We start from the raw sequence: 23,385 nt of genomic DNA, 5'->3' as shown, positions 1-23,385 counted from the left end.
TCAGAACCAGTCCGGGCGCATGCGCGCGTAGGAGTCCTCGCCCGTGCGGCACAGGTGGGCTAGCAGCGGCACGCGCGGCACCTCCACCGCGAACCAGTACTGCGCGGCGGCGAGCTTGCCCTCGTAGAAGCCAGCGTCCTCCGCGCTCGTCGTGCGCGCCAGGCCCTCCTTCGCGGCGGCGGCCTGCGCGAGCCAGCGCCACGCCACGGCCACCACGCTGAAGAGCTCCAGGAAGTCCGTGCTGTGGCGGAGCATCACGTCCACCTCGCCCGCCATGCCTCGCGCGCCCAGCTCCAGCGTGAGGGTGGTGGCCTGCTGGAGCGCGTCCTCCAGCGCGTCGCTCCACGCGGGCTCCACGCCCGCGGCGTGGGCGCGGGCGGTGGTGGCGCGCACCTCCTCGTCGAGCGCCTGGAGCGCGGCGCCGCCCTCCGCCACCGCCTTGCGCCCGAGCAGGTCCAGGCCCTGGATGCCGGTGGTGCCCTCGTGGATGCTGTTGAGCTTCTGGTCGCGCAGCCACGCCTCCGGGAGGTACTCGCTGGAGTAGCCGTAGCCGCCGTGGATCTGCAGCGCGAGCGCGTTGGCTTCGAAGCCCCGCTCCGCGGGGAACGTCTTGGCGATGGGCGTGAGCAGGTCCAGCAGCAGGTGCGCGCGCTTGCGCGTGGCTTCGTCCGGCGCGTGGGTGGCCAGGTCCGCCTGCGTGGAGGTGGTGAGCAGGAGCGCGAGGCCGCCCTCCACGATGGCCTTCTGGCGCAGCAGCATGCGGCGCACGTCGGCGTGTTCGATGATGGGGGACTGGGCGCGCGTGGTGTCGCGGATGCCGGCGGGGCGGCCCTGGGGGCGTTCACGCGCGTAGGCGAGCGACTCCTGGTAGGCGACGGCGGCGGTGGACACGCCGTTGAGGCCCACCATGATGCGCGCCTCGTTCATCATCTGGAACATGCAGGCGAGGCCGCGACCGGGCTGGCCCACGAGCCAGCCGTGACAGTCATTGGCTTCACCGAAGTTGAGGACGAGGCTGGGCAGGCCGCGCCAGCCAATCTTGTGGATGACGCCGGCCACCTGGACGTCGTTGGGGACGAGCGAGTCTGCCTCCGGCCTCTTCGCGGGCACGGCGAAGAGGGACACGCCGCGCGTGCCGCCCTCCGCGCCCTCGATGCGGGCGAGGGTGAGGTGCACGACGTTGTCGGTGAAGTCCTGGTCGCCGCCGCTGATGAAGATCTTCGAGCCCTGGAGGCGGTAGGAGCCGTCCGGCGCGGGCGTGGCGCGCGTCTTCACGTCCGCGAGGCTGCTGCCGGCCTGGGGCTCGGTGAGGGCCATGGTGCCGGTCCATTCACCGCGGTACAGCCGGGCCATGAAGGTGTCGCGCAGGAAGGGCGTGCCGAAGACCTCCAAGAGGTGCGCGGCGCCGAGCGTGAGGCCCAGGTAGCCATAGGCGCTCAGGTTGGCGGCCATGAGGTAGGCGCTGGCCACGGCGTGCACGGTGAGGGGGAGCTGCTGGCCGCCGACGTCCGGCGGGCGGGTGGCGGTGAGCAGGCCCAGGTCGACCATGCCGGCGTAGAGCGAGCGCATGGCGGGATGCACGCGCACGCGGCCGTGTTCGAAGACGGGCGGGGCGGCGTCCATGGGCCGGTAGGTGGGGGCGAGCACCTCGCGGGCGAAGCGGCGGGTGCTGTCCAGGAGGAGCGCGAAGGTGTCGCGCGAGTGCTCCTGGAAGGCAGGCAGCGCGCAGAGGCCCGCGGTGTCCAGCGCCTCGTAGAGCTGGAAGTCCACGTCGCGGTCCGACAGCAGGGGGTTGGGGCGGGGCACGCTCATGCCCTGATTCCCTACCAGGACGCGATGGGGTCGTCGAAGTCGTCGTGCGGCGGGCATTCACCGTTGGACGTGGGCGGGGCGGGGAGTGGGCGGGGGGCTTGGGGGCGAAGGGGGGGCGGGGGCAGCGAGGGCTTGGGGGTTGGGGGATTGGGTCGTCTGGTGCCGGCGTCTTGCATTGGCGCACCTCCATGTGGGGCGTCCCGGCGGCGTTTCGACGAAGGTGCGTCCCGTGTCTGTCCATTGCCAGGAGGGGGCACCGGGGTCGCAGGCAGGTGGGACCGGACGGGGAGGCAAGGTCCCGCAGGGCGTGTCGGCTCCGGCCTGCGGGAGGGGCAGGCGCGACGCACCGTTGGGAGTGGAGGTGGTCCACATGGTCATCATCGGCGCGGTGGTGGTGGGAATCCTGGTGATGTTGGTGGTGCTGGGCGGGGTCATCACGGGCGGCGCGCTCGCGCACAAGAACGCGCGCACGGATGACGCACGCTGGGCGAGGGAAGACGCGGAGCGCGAGGCACGGCGCGACCGGGACAGGTCCGGGCCCGTGGGTGGGGAACCCGTGCATGTGTGAATGCGTGAGGTGCGCTCCTCGCGTCGGTGCGAGGATGCCGCTCCGTGCGATTCTCGCTGACGTCATTGCTGGTGCTGCTGGTGGGATGCGCGGCCTCCATGCCCGCTCCCACCACCGTCGCGGCCGCCAAGGCCGTTCGCGGTCCCTGGGCGGAAGTGCCCGCGGTCGAGATGCCTGCTGGGGACAACTCCATCCCCATCGACCTGATGCGGGATGTGGCGGACGCGTTCCTCAAGCGTCCAGGTGCCCGGACGTGCGACCCCGCGACGCTGCGGCCCATCCAGGGCCTGTCCACGGAGTACTGCGCGACCGTCTACGTCACCGGCGGGCGAAATGCCTTGTCCTGGCGCGTGTCCGAGCCTGTTCGCGGAAGCCATGACCGCTGCTCCGCGCCACTGCATGTCCAGGATGATGATCATCCGGCCTCGCAAGTCTGGGTGGTCGGGTTCATCCACAACCATCCGTGTGGCAGCCCACCTTCTTCGGTGGACCTGCTGGCCTGGCCGACAGATGCGTTCGATCCGCTGACCGCCATGGCGGTGGTGCGCCTGGTTCCCGGCAATCCCGCACCCGCCTTGTTCAAGGAACTGGCCATTGAGATGGCCTCCGCCCTGGTCGCGGAGCGCATGGACGGAAGCCGGGTCTACCTGCGCTATTTTCCCACGGGCGAGGTCGAGCAATGGAGTGAACGGCGGCGAAGGTGGATCCTCCTGGGCACCTGCGCGCCGACACAGAGCCACCTGGGGTCGGAGCCCCGGTGCACGAATGGGCCGCTGCGGCTGCTGCGTGAATAGGGAGCATCGATGAGGGGCAGGGCACTGGCAGCGGGATGTATCGCGATGCTCGCGGGATGTGCCGCGAGGCCGACGGCGTGGAAGACGCCCATCGAATGGCCCGATGAGACCTCCGCCACCCTCGTGGGGCAACCCATGGAGGCCGGGGCCGTGGTGGCCGCGGCCGGCGCGGTGCGGGAGTTCATCCGCACGAACCCCGACCCCACGTTGTTCCAGGGCTGCGCCAGCCCGGAGCAGGGTCTGGCGGTCGCCGTCTTCACCGGGCAGGCCCAAGGCCTCTACTTCGTCGCGGTGCACCAGGACTTCAGGCGGTGTGGTGGACCTCGCATCCGCGTCCTCGACGCATGGGATGCCTATGCGGTCACTCCCCAGGGAGAGGTGATCGCCAAGGCTCCTCCACCGGCGGGAGATGCCTCCTTCGCGGTGCCGCCACCGGCTCCAGATGCGCAAACTCCTCCGCCGGAGGCCCCACCGCCCGCTCCCGAAGCTCCCGCGACCGAGCCTTCGCCTACCGGGGACGGGGGGCGTAGTAGCGGCGCAGCCAGCGGCTGAGGCCGTCCAGGCCGGGGAAGAGGACCCGCTCGGTGATGTTCGCCTGGTCGAGCTTGTCGCGGACCTCCCACTTGAGCTTCGCCGGCACCACGAGCCTGCGCACCCCCTGGTGCTGGTGCCCCAGGAAGTCGTTGAGGCTCAGCTCCGGCCCGTTCATCACCGAGAACAGCGCGAACTGGTTCACGATGCGCGCGTCCAGCGACGGCGGCTCGAAGAACAACACGAAGGGGTGCGTCCCCAGCCCGTCGAACGCCGCCAGGTCCCCGGCCACCGACGCCAGCATCTCCGCCGTGAACACGTCCGCGCCCTCCAGCCGCAACTGCTCCCGCAGCGGCCTGGGCAACTGCTCGTTCGTCTGGTGATAGTCCACGCACCAGATGGCGCCGTCCTCCGCCAGCAGGTCCGTGCGCTCCGTCATGAAGTGCAGCGCCACGTACGGGCTGAACGTCCAGTCCAGCAGCCGCGTGGGCATCCCGTGGTGCTGCGCCAGCGCCAGCCAGTCCCAGATGGACGTCAGCCGCTCCGTGCCCGGCACACCCCGCGCGTACTTGCGGAAGGCCCGCAGCAGGTCCCGCTCCTGGCGCACGAACGCACCCTGGCGGTTGAGCGTCGCCGTCAAATCCAGCTTCGCGTCCGGGACCCCCCGGAACACGAAGCTCGTGCGGAACCGGCCCAGCGGCTCGTTCCACGAGCCCGCGAACAACAGGTCCTGCAGCTCCAACCACGATGTGACACGACGCTCCTGCATCCGCTGTCCCCTCGCCGCCTGACAAGGTGGACCCTGTCCTCCAGGAACGCAGTGTCCAGGGGTACAGGAGGCGGAACCGGACGACGGGCGTCCCTCCAGCCCGCTCCCCCTCCTGGCGAAGAGGCGCGGAGGAGGGCAGGACGCCCGGCCGTCTCAATCACAGAACTTGAAACAGAGACACTACGGCTGCCCGAAGTTCGCGGGCTGCGTGAAGGCATACGAGCTGGCGCCCGGCGCCTTGTCCTGCTGGAACATGGGGCACTTGGCGCAGGTGAAGCTCTCCCAGTCCTGACGGACCGCCACGTCGATGCAGCCGCCGTAGAAGCGGCAGTGGACGTTGCGGTGGTCCTCGATGGAGAACGACTCGGCCCGCAGCGGGAGATGGAACTTGGTGGGACGCGGCTGTGGACAAGGCATTGGATTCCTCTAGCCCCCCTCGTGGGTGCTGATTCCCTCTACTGACTGGTGCGTCGCGTCATTCCCGGAGTCCCGCTGCCCGGTCACTGAACGCTTGCACCCCGTCTCATCGCTGCCAGCAGAAGACCGTGTGGGTGTGACACATTCAAAAGGCACAACAGCCTAATGACGACGGGCGTCCCTGGCCCGACCCGCCAGGATGTCTGCCTTCACGAGGGGTAGCCGGCCGGGCGGGCCGTCGGAATCTTCACGCCCGGCGCGCTTTCCCGCGAGAATGCGGCGCGTGAGCTCCCCCGCCCGAATCCCCCCCGCCCCCTCCCGCTGGCTGAGCGCCCTGGCCCTGCTGTCGCTGGTGCTGCTCAGTGGCTGTTCCGCCTTCTCCCGCGCGGTGCGCGAGGGCGACGGCGCCGTGAAGGAGCGCCACTGGGCGGAAGCCGAGGCCGCCTACCTGCGCGCCCTGGCCGCGGATCCGGAGGCGTCCGAAATCACCGTGAAGCTGCGCGCGGTGCGCAAGGAGTGGGGCGCGGAGGTGTACCAGGAGGCCGGCGCCGCCCACGCCTCCGGGGACCTGCCGTCCGCCACCAAGCTGCTGGTGCGCGTGCTGGAGCTGGACCCCGACCACGAGGGGGCTCGCGCGCTGCTCGCGCAGACGCTGGAGGCGCGCGTGGGCGTGGCCCTGGGGCTGCTCAAGGAGGAGAAGCTCCAGGATGCTCGCGCGGAGCTGGACGCGGTGCTGGCCGTGTCGCCGGACCACGTGAACGCTCGCAAGGGCGTGGACGCGGTGCAGGTGGCGTGGGCGAAGCGCTTCTTCGCCAGCGCGGACACGCTGGAGAAGGCGGGCAAGCTGGGCAACGCGCTCGTGGCCTACGTGCGCGCGGACCAGGAGCGCGTGGGCGCCACCGCGGCCCGTGAGCGCGCGGAGGCCGTGCGGCAGCGGCTGCGCGACGAGGTGGCCTTCCTGGTGGTGGCCACGCCCGTGGAGGACAACGCCCAGGCCCCCGACGTGGCGCAGCGGCTGAGCGCGGGACGGCTGGCCGCGGCGCTCCCCACGAAGCTGCCCCTGAAGGTCGTGACGGAGGCGCCCCCGGGCCGCGTGGGCGTGAAGCTGGACCTGGCCCTGGAGCGCGTGCTGCCGCTCAAGGCGGTGGAGGACTCCCAGCGCAGCCAGCGCTACCTCGCGGGCAACCGCTCCGTGCCCAACCCCAGGCGCGGCGACTACGAGAAGAAGCTGTTGGAGACGGAGCGCACCCTGGAGGGCGTGGAGCGCAAGCAGGCCGCGGTGCTGCGCGAGTACCTGCGCGCCCAGGTGGAACTGGGCACGCTGCGCGACGCCGCCGAGCGCTGCCGCGAGCGGGAGAAGCGCGAGTGCCGCGCGGCCATCCAGGAGTGCGGCGAGGAGGCTCGCGACGCGAAGAGCCCGGGCAAGATGCCCAGCGAGTGCGACCCGGAGCGGTGCTCGGGGCAGTGCACGCAGGACGAGGGCCTGATGGTGCAGAAGGCCAAGGCGGCGCGCGTGCTGGAGGTGGCCGTGCAGGCGGCGCTGGACAAGGCGGAGCTCCAGCGCGCCGAGGTGCAGCGCAACCGCGACGCCGTCTTCCGCGAGCCCATCACCGTGGAGGAGCCCATGTACTCGGACTTCGTCTACGACGTGCAGCTGCACCGGCTGACGGTGACGGCCACCGTGACGGCGGTGATGCGCGACCTCTTGACGCCCCAGCAGGTGGCCGCGCCCAACACGCAGGACTACGCGGTGCTGCACGAGGACCTGGCCCACAAGGGCTATGACCGCTACGGCGTGCTGGCGGACCCCGTGCAGCTTCGCAACGAGCTGGAGCTGCGCGTGGACGCGGGCGACAAGGCCGTCGCGGACGTGGCGAAGCACGTGAAGGAGCGCTTCGACCTGTACCGCGGCAAGCGCGTGGAGGACGCCCGGCGCGGCATGGTGCGCCCCGGCGCCGAGGACGTGGTGGAGACCGCCGTGCGCGCGCTGCTGCTCACCGCGGACGCGCCCCCGCAGGACATCCTCCAGCCCGTCGCCCGCGCGCGCGGCCTCACGAAGCCCGAGGCCCTCCTCGGCATCGGGCAGTAGGCCGCCGCCCTCCCGAGCCTCTCGTGGCGCGAGGGGCGCGAGGGGCGCCCGCCCTTTCTCAGTCCAGGCTGGCGCTCATCTCCGGGCGCTCCAGGCGCAGCGTCTCCACGCGGCGCCTGCGCGCACCCGCGATGGTGAGGTGCCACGCGGCCGCGGCCAGGCCCACGCAGCAGCAGCCCGCCCACAGCGCGGTGGCGCCCACGTGGCCCAGCATCGCGCCGCCCAGCGCGGGGGCGACGCTGGACGCGAGCCCCCACATCATGTGGTACGCGCCCTGGTAGCTGCCTCGCAGCTCCGCGGGCGCCAGGTCCGCCACCACCGACGGCGCCACGGGTGACTGCGCCATCTCCCCCAGCGTCCACACCGCCACGGCGACCATCGCCCACGGCACGCTCGCCGGCAGCGCGTGCAGTCCGAAGCCCACCCCCGTCAGCACCCCCGCCAACGCCAGCGCCGTGGAGCGCCGCACCCGGCCCACCGCGCGCGTGACGAACGGCTGCAGCGCGACGATGAGCACGCCGTTGACCGCCATCACCAGGCCGTAGTCCGCGGGCGTCAGGCCGCGCGCGGACAGCGTCAGCGGCAGGCTCAGGGTGCTCTGGAAGAAGAGCAGCGCCAGCGCGAAGACGGGCAGGCAGAAGGCCAGGTACACGCCGTCGCGGAACGGCGTCAGCAGGTCCCCCAGCGTGGAGCGAGCCTTGTGCTCCGTCGCGGCTTGCGGCCGCGTCTCCGGCACGAACGCCCAGACGCAGCAGCCGTAGAGGAACGTGGTCACCGCGTCCGCGATGAAGAGCAGCCGGTAGCCCAGCCCCGCCAGCAGGCCCGCCAGCGGCAGCGCGATGGCGAAGCCCAGGTTGATGACCCAGTAGAGCATCCCGTACGCGCGCGCGCGGTCCCGGGGCGGCACCACGTCCGCCACCGCCGCGGACACCGCCGGCCGGTACAGGTCCCCCAGGATGCCCAGCATGAAGGCCGCCACCGCGATGCGCCCCGGCGTCTCCGAGAAGCCGATGAACAGCATGGCCCCCGAGCCCAGCCACAGGCCCCCCGCGAGCGTCAGTCTGCGGCCCACCCGGTCCGCGAGCATGCCTCCCAGGGGCGCCGCCATCACCGCGCCCGCGCCGTTGAGCGCCACGATGAAGCCCGTCTGCTCCACGCTGAAGCCGCGCTCGCGCGTGAGGTAGAGCGCCAGGAACGGCGCGACGAAGGACCCCAGCCGGTTCACGAAGGTGCCCACCCACAGGACCCAATAGGTCCGTGGCAGGCCACCCCCGCCCAGCGCTCTCAACACCGTGGCAACGGGATTCATGGCGAATGCCCGACGGTCGTGGGGAGGAAGGACTGACCGGGGCGCCCGCCAGCATGCGCCCGCGCCCCGCGCGTTTCCACGCCCGCTCCGTCACGGCCCGGCGGTGGGCGCTGGTTGGGGCCTCATGCATTCCAGCCGCGCGCGAAACACGACTTCCCCGTGCGTGCCCTGATGGCGCTGGACATCGCTGGCGGGCTCCTCCAGGTTGCCGCGCCAACGCACACGCAGGAAGGCGGGACGCAAGGCGGGCATGGGGCAGGTCATCGGACTCCTGGGGGTGTGCCTGGTGCTGGGCGTGCTGGCGCGTGCGAGCGGCCGGTTCCCGGGTGGGACGGCGCCCGCGTTCAACGCCTTCATCCTCAACGTGTCCCTGCCCGCGCTGGTGCTGCGCGCCATGCACCGGCTGGAGTTCGCGCCCGGGCTGATGGTGGCCGCCGTGGCGCCGTGGCTGCTCTTCGGGGGGGCGGTGCTGTTCCTGCGGCTGCTCGGGCCCCGGCTGGGCCTGTCACGCGATTCGGTGACGGCGCTCATCCTCACCGCGGGGCTGGGCAATACGGCCTTCGTGGGCCTGCCCATGGCCACGGCGCTGCTGGGGCCCGCGAGCGTGCCGGTGGCGGTGGTGGTGGATCAGCTGGGCTCGTTCATGGTGCTGGCGACGCTCGCCACGCTGACGGCGGCGAGGGCCCACGCCCAGGCGGCGGTGTCCGCGCGTGGGCTCGTGCGCAAGGTGCTGGTGTTCCCCCCGTTCCAGGCGCTGGTGGTGGCGCTGGTGCTGCGGCCCTTCGCCTTCCCGGACTGGCTGGAGGCGGTGCTGCAGCGGCTGGGCGACCTGCTCACGCCGCTGGCGCTGTTCATCGTGGGCTTCCAGCTGCGGCTCCAGGGGTTGCGTCCGCGCGTACCGGCGCTCGTGCTGGGGCTGTCCTACAAGCTGGTGCTCGCGCCGCTGGCGGTGCTGGGCCTGCTGACGTTCGTGCCGGGGTTGTCGCTGGTGGTGAGGCAGGCCACGGTGCTTCAAATCGCCATGGCGCCCATGGTGACGGCGGCCATCCTGGCCGCCGAGCACGAGCTGGATCCGGAGCTGGCGGTGCTGATGGTGGGCGTGGGCATTCCGCTGTCGTTCCTCAGCGCGCCGCTGCTCGTGTCCCTGGTGCACTGACGCTCCGTGCACCAGGAAGGGACGCTCGGGTTCAGGCGAGCGCCGTGGTCTCGAAGGAGAGCTCGACGCCGTTGGGCTTCACCTTCATCTGCGGACGCGACAGCACGTGGCAGTGGGGGCAGTAGCCGTGGGCCCCCGCTGGCGTGGCCCGGATGGAGACCGCGCCGCCACACATCATGCAGCCCTCGGGAAGATCGAAGTCCGCGAACCGCTCTCCGTTCTGGGTCTCGAATTGGGTCATGCCATTGAGTTAACGCAGGATCCGCCCGACACAAGCAGACCGGCATCACCCCGCGGGGACTTGGTGTGGCGCCCCGCCCCGCCTTTCGGGGGCAGGGGGGGCCCCCCGGGGCAGGCTGCAAACGTTACCGGTCCCCTGGCGACTGCTCACCCGCTGACACCGCAACCCGTTGGGCAGGCTTGCGGGCGCTGGCACGGGGATTTCATGGGCCACCCCCTCGGACGACAGCGGGACGGGGGAGGCGTGGGATGGGTGCAGGGAACACAGTGAAGGTCATGTGCGACCCGAAGGGCTGGCGGGTGGAGGTGGCCCACGCGGGGGGCGTGCGGCGGTACCGGTACGGCAGCGAGTCACAGGCCCGCTACTTCGCCGCGGTGTTCGAGCTGGGGCCGAGCGTGCTGCCTCCCAAGAACCATGCGCGAAGGCGGCAGCAGCCCAGCTTGCCTCTACACAACGAGGTCTCTTTCGGAGAGGCTTGGCTGCATGAGTGATGCTCCCAAGACCAAGCCCTTCATCCTCCCCAACCGGCAGCACGTGACCAAGGAGCCGGATCCCGGCAACCGCTGGTCCGCGCAGTTCCCGGACACCATCGGCTACACCAGCCAGGGCGGCGGCAAGGTGCCGGCCGACTTCGGGTGGAACACCAACCCCAAGCAGTGGCAGGAGGAGCTGACGCCGCAGACGCTGGCGGAGCGCTTCGAGGAGCTGCGCGTGCTGCCTCCGAAGAAGGAAGACCCCGCGCTGCCCGCGCCCGCGAAGCCCTGAAGCGGGCCTTTGTCGAAGCGCGGCTCGCTAGCTGAACGGCAGGCTGGCCAGGCGCTCGCGGAAGCGGGCCAGCAGGTCGCGCGCGCCGGCTTCGTTGAGCCCCTCCGCGGCCTCCTGACGGCCCTTGCGCAGGAAGGCGTCGAAGGGCGCCGAGCGGCCGGTGAGCGCCCCCGCCGCCGTCACCGCCTCCTCCAGGACGCGCGCCGCGCCCGGAGAGCCCAGCTCCAGGTGCATGTCCACCTGCTCCAGCCGGACGCCGCTCGCGGCCCACACGGCGCGGTCGTGCACGGTGAGCCAGTGGCGCGTCACCTCCTCCATCGCTTCATCCAGCAGCGCGAGGAAGGGCTCCACGAGCCCGGGCAGCACCTCCGGCCCCAGCGCGGGCTGCGTGCCCGCCGCGCGCAGCCGGCCGCGCGCCGCGACGATTTCGCGCTTGGTGGGCGTCTTCAGCGCGAGCGACGCGGGCAGGGACACGAACGCGGCCAGGCTCTCCTCGGCCTGCCTCGCCAGCGCGGGGCGCTGCGCGTCCGTCGCCTTCGCGGCGCGCTCCAGCCGGCCCTGCAGTGAGCGGCGCAGGTCCGCCGCCGCGCCGCGCAGGGCCACGCGCGCGCCCACCTGGTTCGCGTAGCCCGGCACCACGTCCTCGCGGCGCACGTCCGCGAAGGCCGCGGCGGTGAGGTACACGAGGTCGCCGATGCGGTTGCGGAAGTCCGCGCGCGACGCGGCCAGCTCCGACATCAGCGTCCAGCGGTCGCTCACCACCTCCGGCCGGCGCATCTGCACGCCCAGCTCCTGCACGCGCTTGGACAGCCGCTCCGCGCTGGCGTGCAGCACGGCCTCCGCTTCCTGGGACAGGCGCTCGTCGGAGCTCGCGGGGGGCGGGGCCCAGCCGCCGTCGTTGGACACGGCGGGGCGCGCGGGCGGGGGGAAGGCGTCGCGGATGGCGACCACCAGCCGGTTCACGTCCACCAGCGTCTCGCCGATGGCGGGCGCCATCGTCTCCCAGAGGGACAGGTCCGCGGCGTCGTCGGGCTCCGCGGTGGTGGGCTCGTACTTCACGATGCTCAGGTGCCCCAGCCGGTCGATGGCGACGGCGGCCGCCTGGTAGACCTTGCGCAGCCGCGCCGCGAAGTCGCGGTCCATCAGGGACTCGAGCAGGGCATCGAGGCGGGGCGGCAGGGCATCCTGCGGAGGGCGGTTCTTCGGCGCGACCATGGCGCGGCACCCTAGCCCAGCCACCCCACGGATACGTCAACGGGGGGAGGCGGGGACCGGCCCCCGGCTTTCCGGCGTACAGTGGACAGACGGGGAGAAAACGCATGACAGGTGGCATCCAGCGCCGGCGATGGGTGGCCGGAGGGCTCGGGCTGTTGCTTCTGGGGGGAGGCCTGGCCTTCGTGGCCTCCGGGCGGTGTCTGTCCGCCTGGATGTTCCAGGGCGTGGACGTGCCCTGGTGTCCGGACGGCGAGTTCCGCCAGACGGTGGGCGTGTCCGCCAGCGGCCTCGGGCGAGGCGTCTCCAGCCAGGTGAGCGTCTGGGCGGAGGCGCACGGCGTCGACGCGAAGGGCAGCGCGTTCGCGTCCTCCGTGGGCCGGGGCACCGCGACGCTGTTCCTGGTGGACGCGGCCGGCCAGGAGACGCCGCTGCCGCTGGACGCCAAGGGCCGCTGGGAGCGCGACGGCGACGGCCCCATGGTCGCGCCGGTGACGCTGCCCCAGGTTCCGGACGGCGACTACCGGCTGCGCGCGCGCGTCACCACGCCGCTGGGCACCGACACGGTGGACGCGCCGCTGCCCCTGTACGCGCCCGCGCGGGTGCGCGTGCTGACGGACCGCCCCCTCTACGAGCCCGGGCACCGCGTGCGCTTCCGCGCGGTGGCCCTGCGCGCGAAGGACCTGTCGCCGCTCGACGGACGGCCGGGGACGTGGAAGGTGACGGACCCCTCCGGCGAGGTGGTGCTGGAGGAGCGCGCGCCCGCGGGCCCCTGGGGCGTGGTGGCCGGGGAGTTCCCGCTGGACCGGGGCGCGCCCACGGGCACGTGGACGGTAACGTGGACGAGCGGCGGCGCGTCCGGCTCCGAGTCCTTCACCGTGGAGCCCTTCACGCTGCCGCGCCTGCGGCTGGAGGCGAGGAGCCCCCGGCCCTTCTGGCGCGCCAACGACACGCCGGAGGTGACGGGGCAGGTGTCGTACGCGTCCGGCGCGCCGCTGGCGGACACGGACGTGACGCTGGCGTGGAGCCACGCGGGCGCGTGGCCGCCTCCGACGGAGTGGCTTCGCGGGGAGCTGCCGACGAAGGCGCGCACGGACGCCTCCGGCCGCTTCCGCGTGACGTTGCCGCGCGTGCCCCAGGACCTGCGCGGCCAGGCCACGCTGAGCGCGAGCGTGGAGGCGAAGGACGCCACGGGTGAGCCGGTGCGCGGCGCCGTGTCGCTCCTGCTGTCCGAGGACGCGCTGGCCGTGTCCTCCGTGACGGAGCTGGAGGACGGGCTGGTGGCGGGCTTCAGCAACCGCGTCTACCTGCGCGCCACCACCGCGTCCGGCCAGGTGCTGCCGGGCGCGGAGGTGACGGTGACGCGCGCGTGGGACCCTCGCGACAAGGGCGTGAGCGCGGTGGCGGACGAGGACGGCGTGGCCGCCTTCCAACTGGACCCCGGCCCCGCGGTGAACGTGGTGGTGCCGCCGCTGCCGGTGCGCGTGCAGCCGCGTCCGCCGCCCGTGTCGCTCGTGTCGTCGCGGGACCTGCTGGGCGCGCAGGGGGGACAGGCGTCGCTCGAGGACCAGGCCGCGCTGGAGCGGCTGCTGCCCGTCCTGCATCCCTGCGCGCGCTTCGTCGCGCCGTCCTCCGGCGCCTCCATGGCGGAGTTCGCGGTGCGGGTGGGCGCGTCCGGGCAGGTGCAGGACGTGGCCGGCGCGGAGGAGGGATTGGACGCGTGCATGGCCTCCGCGGTGCGCGCGAAGGGACTGCCGGCGGGCCGGGAGCGGATGCTCCAGCTGCGCTTCCAGGTGATGGATCCGGGCCTGCCCTCGATGCGGTGGAACACGGAGGTCGCCTCCGGAGACGAGCGGGGCGTGAGCGAGGCGCTGACGGCCGCCGCGCTGGACGCGCGCGCGTGCCTGCCTCCCACGCTGGACCGGGTCGTCGCCGTGCCCGCCGCGCTGACGTGGCGGCGGTGGGCGGACAAGCCGGAGCTGGCGCTGTCCTGGGTGCAGGAGCCCGCGAGCGAGAACGCGCTGTCCGCGACGGCCTTGACCTGCGTGAAGGAGCGCTTCGCCCGCATCCGCGTTCCCGCCTCGACGCAGGCGGAGCTGATGGCGGGCCGGCGGCCGGCGGAGGCCATGGGCGTGGTGCGCTTCACCGCGCAGCCCACTTATGGCGGCAACGGCATTCCGCGTCCGCCGCAGGCCACGGTGTTCCTGGGCTACGAGCTCAAGGTCCGGGCGAAGTGGGACGGCCAGGACATGGGCGAGACGAAGTTCGTGCTGCGCCCCGCGCGCCTGCCGCCGCTGCGCCTGCGCGCGACGCCGGTGATGGCGAAGGCGGGCGAGTCCGTGAAGGTGGAGCTGCTGCGCGGTCCCGGCTTCGAGGGCGAGCTGCCCCGGACGCTGGAGCTGGTGGCGGGGCAGGCGCGGCTCAAGGAGGCGGTGGATCCAGCCACGCGCTCCGCGCGCTTCACGCTGCCCGGGGACTTCGAGGGCTGGGCGGAGGTGGAGGGCGTGCCCGCGTCCGCGCGCGTGTACGTGGCGCCGCGCGCGGCGCTGTCGGTGGAGGTGTCGCCGGACAAGCCCGCGTACGCGCCCGGAGAGCTGGCGCATCTCCAGGTCCGCACGCGCGTGGACGGCAGGGACGGCGAGGCGGCGGTGGGCCTCTTCGGCGTGGATGAGACGCTCGGCCAGCTGGCGCCGCTGCCGGGCGCGGACGCGCTGGACGGGCTGCGGCCTTCGCCGTCGGTGGCCACGCCGGCCTTCGGCGTGCTGGACGGTCAGGCCCTGGCCATGGGCCGCATCCGGGGCGCGAACGCGGCCGCGGCGGCGCTGCTGCGCGTGACGGCGGTGCCCGCGCGGGAGGACCTGGAGACGCCGCTGACGGCTCACGCCACGAGCCCCTTCTCCCCGGACGCGGAGCTGACGGAGCCGTTCTACGCGGTGCTGACGGAGCTGCACGCGCGCACGCGCAAGTGGGAGGAGACCGCGCCCGCGGGGGAGACGTTGGACCCGGCGGGGCTGGCGCGGCTGTGGGCGGAGTCGCTCGCCGCCTGTGAGCAGCGCGGGCAGAAGGTGACGGATGCGTTCGGCCGCAAGCTGCGGCTGTCGCGGCTGCCGGAGGACCTGCTGGCCCTGACGGATCCGCGCGCGGTGGTGGTGAATGGAACGCGGTTGCCGGAGGACGTCGTGAACTGGGGCGCGTGGGTCGCCCAGGAGGCGCCATGAAGCAGCGCTCGTGGTTGTCCGGGGCCGTGGGCCTCGGGGTGGGGTTCGTGCTGGGCGGGATGACGCTCGCGCTGGTGGCGGGGGACATGGTCCGCCGCACCATGGGGCAGTCCGCCGCCGCGCTCGCGGGGGACTCGGACGAGATCGCCGTCGGCAAGGCGCCGCCGAAAGCCATGCAGTTCAAGGCGATGAAGAGCTTCGGCTCCGCGAACTCCTACGATGATGAAGGCGGGTCGCGAGGAGGCGGTGGCCGGGCCGAGCCCCCGAAGGCCGCGGCGCCCGTCGCCGAAATGGCGGCACCTCCGGAGCCGGAGATGGAGGATGCGCCGGGGGACGCCGTCGGTGGCAAGGATGGTGCGGCGGCCGCGCCCACCCGCGCGTGGTTCCCGGAGACGTTCCTCTTCGAGCCCCTGGTGGTGACGGACGCGAACGGCCAGGCGACGGTGCCGGTGCGCGTGCCGGACCGGCTGACGCAGTGGCGGGTGCTGGCGCTGGCGCACTCGCGCTCTGGCGCGCAGGCGGGGGCGGTGACGTCCTTCGCGGGCACGCTGCCCACGTACGTGGATCCGGTGCTGCCGCCCTTCCTGCGGGCGGGCGACACCGTGCGACTGCCGGTGCAGGTGGTGAACACCACCGACAAGGCCGTGGAGGCGGCGCTGAAGGTGGACGTGAAGGGCGCGCAGGTGGAGGCCGGCGCGCGCACGGTGCGGGTGCCCGCTCGCGGCAGCGTGGTGGAGCTGGTGACGGTGAAGGCCGGAGGCGCGGGGCCGGTGACGGTGCGCGCCTCGCTGGGAGACACGGACGCGGTGGTGCGCGACTTCGACGTGTGGGCCACCGGGCAGCCCGTGGTCCAGACGCGCGGCGGTTCGCTGGCGGCGCCGCGCACGCTGTCCCTGACGGGCCCCGCGGACGCGCAGGCGGGCAGCGAACGGCTGCGCTTGCAGGTGTACCCGGGCGCGCTGGGCGTGGTGCGCGCGGAGCTGGCGGCGGTGGAGCGCCGGCCGGTGGACGTGGCCGGGGACGCGTACGCGCTGCTGCTCGCGGGTCAGGCGCCGGAGCTGCTGAAGGCGCTGGGCGAGACGGCGGATCCGGCCGCGCTGAAGGCGCTGGCGCTGGTGTCGACGCAGCGGGTGCTGCGGGCGGCGCGGGCGCCGACGGTGGACGTGGCGACGCGGCTCGCGGAGGGCGCGCTGGCCCACCCGGACAACCCGGTGCTCGCGCGGCTGGGCGAGCGGCTGGTGGCGCAGGTGGCCCAGGCGCAGCGGCCGGACGGCACCTGCCAGGGCGGTGAGGGCTGGACGCTCCAGCGCCTGCTGGTGGCGACGGCGGACTGCGCCCGCACGGTGCGCGCGGCGCAGGGCACCCCCGAGGGCAAGCAGCGCGCGGCGGCCTTCACCGTGCGCGCGTCGGGCGTCGTCGAGCGCTACCTGCCGCAGGTGAAGGACGGCTACACGGCGGCGGTGCTGCTGGCGGAGGGCGCGGCGGAGGGCAGCGTGGCGGACACCCTGCGCACCCGCGTGCGCGAGGCGCTGAAGTCCGGCACGGACGGCACCGCGTGGCTGCCGGTGGAGCCGGACACGGTGCGCGCGGACGGGCAGGTGCCCTCGGAGGCGGAGGCCACGGCGATGGCGGTGCTCGCCCTCCAGGGTGATGCGAAGGCGCCGCTCGCGGACCTGGGCGCATGGCTGCTCGCGCACTACACGCCGGGCCTGGGCTGGGGGGATGGGCAGGCGAACCGCGTGGGCCTGCGCGCGGCGCTGGCCCTCTTCAAGGCGCCGCTGCCCGCCCGGGTGCGCGTGACGGTGGCGCGCGACGGACAGGTCGTCACCGAGGGCACCTACGACACGAAGGCGCTGCGCGAGGTGCTGGCGCTGGAGGCCGCCGCGCCAGGCTCGGCGGGGACGCACGCGTGGACCGTGCGCGCGGAGCCCGCGGTGCCGGGGCTGGGCTTCTCCCTGGCGCTGTCCGCGGCGGTGCCGTGGAAGGGCGAGGCGAAGGGCGGCCTGCAGCTGGCCGTGACGGGGCCGAAGGAGGCGCGCGTGGGACAGCTGACGAGCGTGCGCGTCCAGGTGGGCGCGCCGTCCTCGTTGCCGCTGCGCTTCCAGCAGGACCTGCCCGCGGGCGTGCAGGTGGATCCCGCGAGCCTGGACGCGCTGGTGTCCTCCGGACAGGTGACCGGATGGGACGTGCAGGACGGGGCGCTGAGCTTGAGCCTCGCCCCGCGGGAGCAGGGTGCGCCGGTGCAGGTGGAGTTCCGCGTGCTCCCCACGCTCGCCGGGACGCTGCAGGCGGGCGCGTCGCGCCTGGACGTGCCCGGCCGGCCGGACATCACCGCGTCGCTGCCGCCCTCCACCTGGGCGGTGCGCTGACACCCGCTGGCGCCGTGGGGTCATTCCCAACTCACGGCGCCGGTGCAGGCCCCTTCCGTCTGGCCGTGGGGGCGGGTGGAATGCGCGCCGGAAGCGCGGCGGGGGCCCGGCCCGGCAGGCGCTCCACGCCCGGTGCAATCGCTGCCCGCATGCGTACACTGCAAGTCACACGGCAGGTGTGAACAGCGCGCGGCCGCGAGAGGAAACGGATGGAGCTTGAAGGCTCCGAACAGGAGGAACTGACCCACGCCCTCCTGGGCGCGTTCGCCTCGGTGGAGGACCTCCACCGGATGGTCGAGGCGAAATGCGGCCGCAGCCTGGTGCCCCCCGTCGAGCGGGAGGGGGCGGCGCGGGCCCGGGCGCTCGTGCGCACCGCGGAGGCGGAGGGGTGGACGGACGTGCTGGTGCGCGGCGCGCACGCGGCGGCGCCGGGCCACCCGCGCATCCGCCGCTTCCTCCAGAGCTACCTGTCCTCCGTGCAACGCAGCGTGTCTGGCAGCGCGCTGGCGCGCATCGTCCAGCAGTCCCGGCTGGCGTTGACGCCGGAGGTCTGGCGGGACCGGCTGACCACGCTGTCGCGGCGCGTGTGCCGCGTGGAACTGGAGGGGGGCCGTGCGCTGGGCACGGGCTTCCTGGTGGCGCCGGACGTGGTGCTCACGAACTCGCACGTCATCGAGCACCGGCTGCTGGAGGCGCTGCGCGTGCGCTTCGACCTGAAGGTGCTGCCGGACCGCATCGCGGTGCACCCCGGCCGCGTGTACGCGGTGACGGCGTGCCTGGCGCAGAGTCCGCACAGCCCGGCGGACCTGATGCACCCGCGTCCGCGCGAGGCCACGCGCGAGGAGCTGGACTACGCCTTCCTGCAGATCCAGGACGCCCCCGGCGAGGACCGGCTCGGGGACCGGCCGCGAGGCTTCATCCCGCTGGCCCCGTCCGCGCCCACGGCGTTCGAGCCCGGCGCGCTGGCGCTCGTGGTGCAGCATCCCAAGGGCCGGCCCATGCAGGTGGCGCTGGACACGTTCCAGGCGGTCAACCGGTCGCACACGCGCGTCACGTACTGCACCAACACGCACCCGGGCTCGTCCGGCTCGCCGTGCTTCACGCCGGACCTGGACCTGGTGGCGCTGCACCACAGCGGAGACCCGCGCCCCGGCCACGAATCCGCCGAGGACGACGAGGGCATCCCCCTGGACACCATCCGCTCCAGCCTGTCCTCCAGCGTGCTGCGCCGCCTGGGCTGGGGCTGAACGCGCCGCACGCGGTCGAACATGCGGGGCCGGGTGAGGGGACTGCTATCGTCCCCGCGCATGAGCCTTCCCGCTCGACGCTTCATGGCCGCGAAGGTCCTGGCCCTCACCGTGCTCTGCCTGCTGCCCGGGCTCGCGGTCGCGGCGCCGCGCTTCGGCCTCGCGGGTCTGTCCTCCAACAACGAGGTGCGCCTGCGCACGTCCACCGCGCACCTGGAGACGGTGCTGCGCGTGGACCTGCTGCCCACGTCCACGGACGCGTCACCGGACTCACCGCGCGACGCGGGCGCGGAGTCCACGCGGGTGACGGTGCTGGTGGATCCGCTGCTCGCGGCGGACGGCACGCAGGTGCCAGTGACGGTGCGCGTGGGGACGGAGGAGGGCGCGGCCCGGGTGCCCATCTCCGTGGGTCAGCCGGTGACGGTGACGCTGTCCGCGGACCTGCCCGCGCCCGGTGACTACCAGGGCCGCGTGGTGCTCCTGGGGGACGGCGCGCGCGAAGTCACCCCGCTCGCCGTGCGGCGCGTGGCGTCGGCGCCCACGGTGCAGTTCTATCCGGTGGCGCCCGCGCGCGGCTGGACGCTGGGGCCGTTCTCCGGCAAGGCCACGGTGCGTCTCACCTTCCGGGAGACTGCGGGCGTGGGCGGCGCGGTGGGGCCCGCGGCGGTGGTGCAGCTGGACCGCAAGGCCGGTGGCGCGGGGGATGGCGCGGCGCCCGTGCAGGCGCAGGACGCGAAGTGGTTCTTCCGGGGGCCGGATGGCCAGCCCCAGGGCCCGGGCAAGGAGGGCGTCTTCCAGGTGCCCGCCTACGGGACCGGCCTCCTGAGCCTGGACGTGGGCGACCTGCCGGAGTCCGGCGAATACACCGGCACCGTGCGGCTGCTGGTGCCGGAGGGCGCGGCGGTGGAGCAGGCCTTCACCGTCTGGGTGAAGACGCCCGCGATGTTCGGCGCGTTCCTCATCTTCCTGGGCGTGGCGACGTCCGCGGCCGTGCGCTTCTACGTGCAGCGCGTGCGCCCGCGCGTGAACCTGCGCAGCCGCGCGGAGGCCGCGCGCCAGAAGCTCCAGTCCCTGGTGCCCGCCCGTCCCCTGGAGCGCGAGGCCGCCGTGGCCGCGTCCCTGCGCCGTCAGGTGGACGCGCTCCTCGCGGACATCCAGCGGCCGCTGAGCGGGCTCGTCGTGCAGGACTCCGTGCTCGCCCTCTTCGAGGCGCGCCTCCAGCTCTTCTCCCTCTGGTCGGTGCTGCTGCGGCAGCTGGAGGGCCTCAAGGGGGTGGCGCTGCTGGACGCGGAGCGCAAGCTCAAGGCGGTGGAGACGCTGCTCCAGGATGATCAGGCCACGGCCGCGGACTTCTCCGAACAGGCGCAGCTGATGCGGACGCTCGACCTGGAGGCGGTGGCCCGCGCGGTGCTGGAGTCGCGGCTGACGGAGCTGGAGCAGCAGTCCCGGACGCTGGCCTCCCAGCGCGGGGATGATCCGGTGAGTCGCCGGCTCCAGGGCGAGCTGCCCCTGTACGTGCTGCGGGCGCGCCAGCAGCTGCCCGGCCCCGACCTGGAGGCGTCCCGCCGGCTGGTGGAGACCGCGCGCGAGGCGTTCCTCGAAATCCTCCTGACGGACCTGGAGGACGCCCTCACCGCGAAGGCGCTGCCCGGCGGCTTCACGCAGGAGGAGTGGGCGGCGCTGCGCCTGCGCGTGGGCGAACAGCTGGCCCGGGCGCGGGCCCGCATGTCCGCCAGCGTGGACGAGGCGTTCCTCTACTACCAGTCCGCGCACGCGCTGTACCTGCGCGAGCTGGTGGACAACCTGGAGGAGGCGATGACGCAGCTCCAGGCGCAGGCCGGCGGCGACCTGACCGCGCAGGAGGCCTGGCGGACGGAGGTGGACGCACGGCTGGTGGCGGCCCGAGCGCACCTGGACAAGGGCGAGGCGAACCTCGCGGCGCCGGAGTACCGCGCCGCCCGCGACGACTTCGCGCGCCACGTCGCGCCCCTGCCGCCCCCGGTCGCCATGGGCGGGCGGCTGGCCCTGGAAGGCGTCCCCTCCGCCGTGACGCTGGACCCCTTCTCGCAGCCCGCCGCGCCGTCGCCCGCGCCGCCGCCGCTGCCCGGCGGACCCGCCAGCGGGAACCTCTCCCCCCTGCCGCCCGCGTCCACGAAGGCGAGCACCGATGTGCTGGTGAGCCTGGATTGGATTCCCCTGCCGCGCTCCAGGGACTTGTGGAAGGTGGAGCTGGCGGTGCTGGGGATGATGTCCTTCATCGCGGTGCTGCTGGGGCTCCAGGTGCTGGACGTCTTCGCGCCCACCTGGGGCGGCTCCGGCGCGTGGATGACCGCCTTCCTCTGGGGCTTCGGCCTGCACCAGGTGGGCAACGCCACCTTCGACGGCCTGTGGGGCATGGTGTCGAAGTTGGAGAAGTAGCTTCAGGCCTTCTTGCCGCGGATGGCGCGCGCGGCCAGCCGGTCCACCAGCGCCGGCGCCACCAGCTTGAGCACCTGCCCCACGCGGCCGGTGAGCGTCATCACCAGCTCGCGCTCGCGGCGCTCCATGGCGCGCAGGATGAGCGCCACGCAGGTGTCCACGTCCATGGTGGGGCCCGCCTCGTCGCGGGGGCTCTGGCCCAGGGGCCGGCCCTCCGGGCCCAGCGCGTGCGCGCGGATGTCCGTGGCCACGAAGCCCGGCGACACCACGAGCACGTCGGTGCCGGTGCCCAACAGTTCGATGCGCAGCGAATCGAAGAAGCCCTGCATGGCGTGCTTGCTGGCGGCGTAGCCCGTGCGCATGGGTACGCCCGTCTTGCCCGTCAGCGACGACACGGCGACGAGCAGGCCCTTGCGCGCCTTGATGTACGGCAGCGCGTGGAAGGTGCAGTGCACCGCGCCCAGGTAGTTGATGCGCATGAGGCGCTCGTAGAGGCCCAGGTCCTTCACGTCCTCGAAGCGCGAGTGCATGGTGATGCCCGCGTTGTTGACGAGCACGTCCACGCCGCCGAACGCCTCCACCGCGCGCTCCACCAGCCGGCGGCACGCGTCCGGGTCACCCACGTCGGTGGGCACCGCCAGCGCCTTGCCGCCCGCGGCCTCGCACCGCGCCTTCACGCGCTCCAGCGCCTGGGCATCCCGCGCCGCCAGCACCACGTTCGCGCCCCGGCCGGCCAGGGCCACCGCCAGCGCCTCGCCGATGCCCGCGGAGGCGCCGGTGACAATCACGGACTTTGCTTGCATGGCCCCATCCTCTCAGGGGCGCGGCCCTTCAGCCATGGCCTCCGGAGAAGGCCTCCGCGAAGTGCAGCCCGCCAATGAGGAGCAGCCCACAGAAGAAGCCCACCACGCGCTGGCGTGCGTCCGGGCCCCGGCGCAGCTCCGGCAGCAGGTCCACCGCGCCGATGTAGAGGAACGAGCCTCCGGCGATGGCCAGCACGGTGCCCTGGAGCGAGGGCAGGTACCGGGTGCCCAGCAGCACGCCCGCCGCGCCCGCCGCCGCGGTGAGCTGCACCGCCGCCAGCGCGACGAGCGACCGGGCGCGAGACCAGCCCGCGGCGCGCAGGAGCGCGTAGTCGCCCACCTCCTGCGGCAGCTCGTGGACGATGACCGCGAACGCGGTGGCGAAGCCCGCCTGCGGCGACACCAGGAAGGCCGCCGCGACCGCCGCGCCGTCGCCCACGTTGTGCAGCGCATCCGACGCGAGCAGCGCGCTGGGGAGCGTGGGCGCGCCGGAGTGCCCGTGATGGTGCGTGTGATGGACGTGGCCGTGCGCGTGCCCCGCGGCGAGCTCCGCGTCGTGGTGGTGATGGCCCAGCGCCCACTCCAGCAGCGCCAGCGCGACGAAGCTGGCGAAGGCCCACGTGAAGGCAGCCTGGCCCCGCGCCTCCACCGCCTCCGGGAGGACCTCCAGGAACACGGTGCTCAAGAGCGTGCCGGCGGCGAAGGCCACGAGCGCGGGCAGCCGCCGTTGCAGCCAGGGCTCGGACAGCACGCCGCCCGCGAGCCCGGCCAGACCGTCCAGCCCCACGGCGATGAAGACGAGCAGGACGGTGTTCGTGTCCATCAGGGGGCCATCAGCCACGCGAGCACGGCCTGGGGACCGTCCACGTGCACGAAATGGCCCGCGTCCGGGAGGAGGGCCACGGGGCAGCCGCCGGCCTCCATCCGCCGCGCGCTCTCTTCCGACACGTACCGGCTGCGACCGCCACGGATGCAGCGCAGGGGCGGGTGGACGGGGCGCTCCACGGCGGGCCACAGGTCCTCGCCGTTGACGCGCCGGTGGAGGCGGTGGAGCGCGTCGCGGTCGAAGCGCCAGCGCACGCCCTCGCCGTCGGGCGCGAGGTTCATGAGGAGCCAGTCCGACAGCGCCTCCGACAGGCCGTTGCCGGTGAGGTTCGCGCGCAGGTCCTTGCGGCTGTCGGCGCGCGGCGGGGCCTTCAGCAGGATGTCGAGCACGTAGCCGCTCTCCGACAAATCCAGCGGCACGGGGCCGGGCGCGATGTCGAGCAGCGCCACGCTGCCCACACGCTCGGAGGCCTCCAGGCTCGCGGCCAGTGACACGCGGCCGCCCAGTGAGTGGCCCACCCAGTCCACCGCGCCGGTGAAGCCCTGCGCGTCGAGCGTGTCCACCACGTCGCGCGCGAGCGTGGTCAGGTCCGCGTCCGGGGGCAGGGCGGGGGAGGTGCCGTGGCCGGTGAGGTCGGGCAGCAGGATGCGGCGGCGCGGGTCGGCCTGGGTCCACGCGACGGCCAGCGAGCGCAGGTTGCGGCCCGTCCCGAGGAAGCCGTGCAGCATCACCGTGGGCACGTCGCCCGTGCCCACCTGGAAACTTTCGAGCACCACGCCACCACCGCCTTGTGTCGCGTGCCTTGACCTGAAGGCACGCCTGCCGCTTCATACCGCGAACC

At 73.6% G+C, this 23,385-nt stretch carries 19 protein-coding genes; 10 read left to right on the top strand and 9 right to left on the bottom strand.

Features of this window, described 5'->3' with window-relative positions; translation table 11 throughout:
- Entirely contained in the window at positions 1 to 1,812 is a 1,812-nt protein-coding gene (locus tag AABA78_RS23200; RefSeq protein WP_338265848.1) for an acyl-CoA dehydrogenase, read from the bottom strand.
- 370 nt (positions 1,813 to 2,182) lie between these two features.
- Here AABA78_RS23200 and AABA78_RS23195 point away from each other — a divergent pair, with 370 nt between their 5' ends.
- The gene (locus AABA78_RS23195; protein WP_338265847.1) at positions 2,183 to 2,380 is read left to right on the top strand and encodes a hypothetical protein; all 198 of its coding nucleotides are present in this window, start codon (positions 2,183 to 2,185) and stop codon (positions 2,378 to 2,380) included.
- 44 nt (positions 2,381 to 2,424) lie between these two features.
- Positions 2,425 to 3,174 (top strand): hypothetical protein, encoded by a 750-nt coding sequence (locus AABA78_RS23190; protein WP_338265845.1) that lies wholly within the window; start codon positions 2,425 to 2,427, stop codon positions 3,172 to 3,174.
- A 508-nt stretch (positions 3,175 to 3,682) separates the two neighbouring features.
- On the opposite strand, the gene AABA78_RS23185 is transcribed toward AABA78_RS23190, so the two are convergent.
- On the bottom strand, positions 3,683 to 4,474 hold the full coding sequence (locus AABA78_RS23185) for an FRG domain-containing protein (protein ID WP_338265842.1): 792 nt from the start codon (positions 4,472 to 4,474) through the stop codon (positions 3,683 to 3,685).
- 180 nt (positions 4,475 to 4,654) lie between these two features.
- Positions 4,655 to 4,891, bottom strand: coding sequence for a hypothetical protein (locus AABA78_RS23180; RefSeq protein ID WP_171421990.1), 237 nt, complete (start codon positions 4,889 to 4,891; stop codon positions 4,655 to 4,657).
- 274 nt (positions 4,892 to 5,165) lie between these two features.
- Between AABA78_RS23180 and traC the strand changes: the two genes are divergently transcribed.
- Entirely contained in the window at positions 5,166 to 6,980 is a 1,815-nt protein-coding gene (gene traC, locus AABA78_RS23175) for an outer membrane exchange accessory lipoprotein TraC (protein ID WP_338265839.1), read from the top strand.
- A gap of 58 nt (positions 6,981 to 7,038) precedes the next feature.
- On the opposite strand, the gene AABA78_RS23170 is transcribed toward traC, so the two are convergent.
- On the bottom strand, positions 7,039 to 8,289 hold the full coding sequence (locus AABA78_RS23170; RefSeq protein WP_338265836.1) for an MDR family MFS transporter: 1,251 nt from the start codon (positions 8,287 to 8,289) through the stop codon (positions 7,039 to 7,041).
- Between the two features lie 250 nt (positions 8,290 to 8,539).
- Between AABA78_RS23170 and AABA78_RS23165 the strand changes: the two genes are divergently transcribed.
- Positions 8,540 to 9,445 (top strand): AEC family transporter, encoded by a 906-nt coding sequence (locus AABA78_RS23165; RefSeq protein ID WP_338265835.1) that lies wholly within the window; start codon positions 8,540 to 8,542, stop codon positions 9,443 to 9,445.
- A 31-nt stretch (positions 9,446 to 9,476) separates the two neighbouring features.
- On the opposite strand, the gene AABA78_RS23160 is transcribed toward AABA78_RS23165, so the two are convergent.
- Entirely contained in the window at positions 9,477 to 9,686 is a 210-nt protein-coding gene (locus AABA78_RS23160) for a hypothetical protein (RefSeq protein ID WP_120530399.1), read from the bottom strand.
- A gap of 275 nt (positions 9,687 to 9,961) precedes the next feature.
- Here AABA78_RS23160 and AABA78_RS23155 point away from each other — a divergent pair, with 275 nt between their 5' ends.
- Positions 9,962 to 10,177, top strand: a complete 216-nt coding sequence (locus AABA78_RS23155; RefSeq protein WP_338265832.1) for a hypothetical protein — start codon at positions 9,962 to 9,964, stop codon at positions 10,175 to 10,177.
- On the top strand, positions 10,170 to 10,451 hold the full coding sequence (locus AABA78_RS23150; RefSeq protein ID WP_338265830.1) for a hypothetical protein: 282 nt from the start codon (positions 10,170 to 10,172) through the stop codon (positions 10,449 to 10,451). The genes AABA78_RS23155 and AABA78_RS23150 overlap by 8 nt, the downstream gene beginning before the upstream one ends.
- Before the next feature lie 27 nt (positions 10,452 to 10,478).
- Here AABA78_RS23150 and AABA78_RS23145 read toward each other — a convergent pair whose 3' ends face one another.
- Positions 10,479 to 11,666 carry a hypothetical protein gene (locus AABA78_RS23145; protein WP_338265828.1) on the bottom strand — a complete coding sequence of 396 codons (1,188 nt, stop codon included), beginning with the start codon at positions 11,664 to 11,666 and terminating at the stop codon, positions 10,479 to 10,481.
- 104 nt (positions 11,667 to 11,770) lie between these two features.
- On the opposite strand from AABA78_RS23145, the gene AABA78_RS23140 reads away from it, so the two are divergent.
- The 4 genes from AABA78_RS23140 to AABA78_RS23125 all read left to right on the top strand — a co-directional run bounded on the left by AABA78_RS23140 (position 11,771) and on the right by AABA78_RS23125 (position 20,915).
- A complete protein-coding gene (locus tag AABA78_RS23140; protein WP_338265826.1) occupies positions 11,771 to 14,881 on the top strand; it encodes an MG2 domain-containing protein in 3,111 nt (1,036 codons plus the stop codon).
- Entirely contained in the window at positions 14,878 to 17,250 is a 2,373-nt protein-coding gene (locus tag AABA78_RS23135) for an alpha-2-macroglobulin family protein (protein ID WP_338265824.1), read from the top strand. The genes AABA78_RS23140 and AABA78_RS23135 overlap by 4 nt, the downstream gene beginning before the upstream one ends.
- Positions 17,251 to 17,459: 209 nt before the next feature.
- Complete coding sequence (locus AABA78_RS23130; RefSeq protein ID WP_338265823.1) at positions 17,460 to 18,497, top strand: trypsin-like peptidase domain-containing protein; 1,038 nt, start codon at positions 17,460 to 17,462, stop codon at positions 18,495 to 18,497.
- A gap of 84 nt (positions 18,498 to 18,581) precedes the next feature.
- Positions 18,582 to 20,915, top strand: coding sequence for a hypothetical protein (locus tag AABA78_RS23125; protein ID WP_338265820.1), 2,334 nt, complete (start codon positions 18,582 to 18,584; stop codon positions 20,913 to 20,915).
- A gap of 2 nt (positions 20,916 to 20,917) precedes the next feature.
- Here the strand turns inward: AABA78_RS23125 and AABA78_RS23120 are convergent, their stop codons facing one another.
- From AABA78_RS23120 to AABA78_RS23110, 3 genes are read right to left on the bottom strand one after another with little or no spacing between them, the layout of a single operon-like run.
- The gene (locus AABA78_RS23120) at positions 20,918 to 21,718 is read right to left on the bottom strand and encodes an SDR family oxidoreductase (RefSeq protein WP_338265819.1); all 801 of its coding nucleotides are present in this window, start codon (positions 21,716 to 21,718) and stop codon (positions 20,918 to 20,920) included.
- A 28-nt stretch (positions 21,719 to 21,746) separates the two neighbouring features.
- On the bottom strand, positions 21,747 to 22,541 hold the full coding sequence (locus AABA78_RS23115) for a ZIP family metal transporter (protein ID WP_338265817.1): 795 nt from the start codon (positions 22,539 to 22,541) through the stop codon (positions 21,747 to 21,749).
- Positions 22,541 to 23,320, bottom strand: coding sequence for an alpha/beta fold hydrolase (locus AABA78_RS23110; protein WP_338265816.1), 780 nt, complete (start codon positions 23,318 to 23,320; stop codon positions 22,541 to 22,543). Before AABA78_RS23110 ends, AABA78_RS23115 begins: the two co-directional genes overlap by 1 nt.
- Positions 23,321 to 23,385 lie beyond the last annotated feature (65 nt).

Source organism: Corallococcus caeni (genome assembly GCF_036245865.1).
GTDB classification, from domain to species: Bacteria; Myxococcota; Myxococcia; order Myxococcales; family Myxococcaceae; genus Corallococcus; species Corallococcus caeni.
The sequence above is the reverse complement of the archived record's forward strand: the minus strand, read 5'-3'. Positions and strand labels throughout refer to the sequence as shown.

Excerpts from the sequence above, each read along its gene's own strand:
- AABA78_RS23200 (WP_338265848.1), bottom strand. The coding sequence starts at position 1,812 with ATGAGCGTGCCCCGCCCCAACCCCCTGCTGTCGGACCGCGACGTGGAC.
- AABA78_RS23195 (WP_338265847.1), top strand. The coding sequence starts at position 2,183 with ATGGTCATCATCGGCGCGGTGGTGGTGGGAATCCTGGTGATGTTGGTG.
- AABA78_RS23185 (WP_338265842.1), bottom strand. The coding sequence starts at position 4,474 with ATGCAGGAGCGTCGTGTCACATCGTGGTTGGAGCTGCAGGACCTGTTG.
- AABA78_RS23180 (WP_171421990.1), bottom strand. The coding sequence starts at position 4,891 with ATGCCTTGTCCACAGCCGCGTCCCACCAAGTTCCATCTCCCGCTGCGG.
- traC (WP_338265839.1), top strand. The coding sequence starts at position 5,166 with ATGCGGCGCGTGAGCTCCCCCGCCCGAATCCCCCCCGCCCCCTCCCGC.
- AABA78_RS23170 (WP_338265836.1), bottom strand. The coding sequence starts at position 8,289 with ATGAATCCCGTTGCCACGGTGTTGAGAGCGCTGGGCGGGGGTGGCCTG.
- AABA78_RS23165 (WP_338265835.1), top strand. The coding sequence starts at position 8,540 with ATGGGGCAGGTCATCGGACTCCTGGGGGTGTGCCTGGTGCTGGGCGTG.
- AABA78_RS23160 (WP_120530399.1), bottom strand. The coding sequence starts at position 9,686 with ATGACCCAATTCGAGACCCAGAACGGAGAGCGGTTCGCGGACTTCGAT.
- AABA78_RS23155 (WP_338265832.1), top strand. The coding sequence starts at position 9,962 with ATGTGCGACCCGAAGGGCTGGCGGGTGGAGGTGGCCCACGCGGGGGGC.
- AABA78_RS23150 (WP_338265830.1), top strand. The coding sequence starts at position 10,170 with ATGAGTGATGCTCCCAAGACCAAGCCCTTCATCCTCCCCAACCGGCAG.
- AABA78_RS23145 (WP_338265828.1), bottom strand. The coding sequence starts at position 11,666 with ATGGTCGCGCCGAAGAACCGCCCTCCGCAGGATGCCCTGCCGCCCCGC.
- AABA78_RS23140 (WP_338265826.1), top strand. The coding sequence starts at position 11,771 with ATGACAGGTGGCATCCAGCGCCGGCGATGGGTGGCCGGAGGGCTCGGG.
- AABA78_RS23135 (WP_338265824.1), top strand. The coding sequence starts at position 14,878 with ATGAAGCAGCGCTCGTGGTTGTCCGGGGCCGTGGGCCTCGGGGTGGGG.
- AABA78_RS23130 (WP_338265823.1), top strand. The coding sequence starts at position 17,460 with ATGGAGCTTGAAGGCTCCGAACAGGAGGAACTGACCCACGCCCTCCTG.
- AABA78_RS23125 (WP_338265820.1), top strand. The coding sequence starts at position 18,582 with ATGGCCGCGAAGGTCCTGGCCCTCACCGTGCTCTGCCTGCTGCCCGGG.
- AABA78_RS23120 (WP_338265819.1), bottom strand. The coding sequence starts at position 21,718 with ATGCAAGCAAAGTCCGTGATTGTCACCGGCGCCTCCGCGGGCATCGGC.
- AABA78_RS23115 (WP_338265817.1), bottom strand. The coding sequence starts at position 22,541 with ATGGACACGAACACCGTCCTGCTCGTCTTCATCGCCGTGGGGCTGGAC.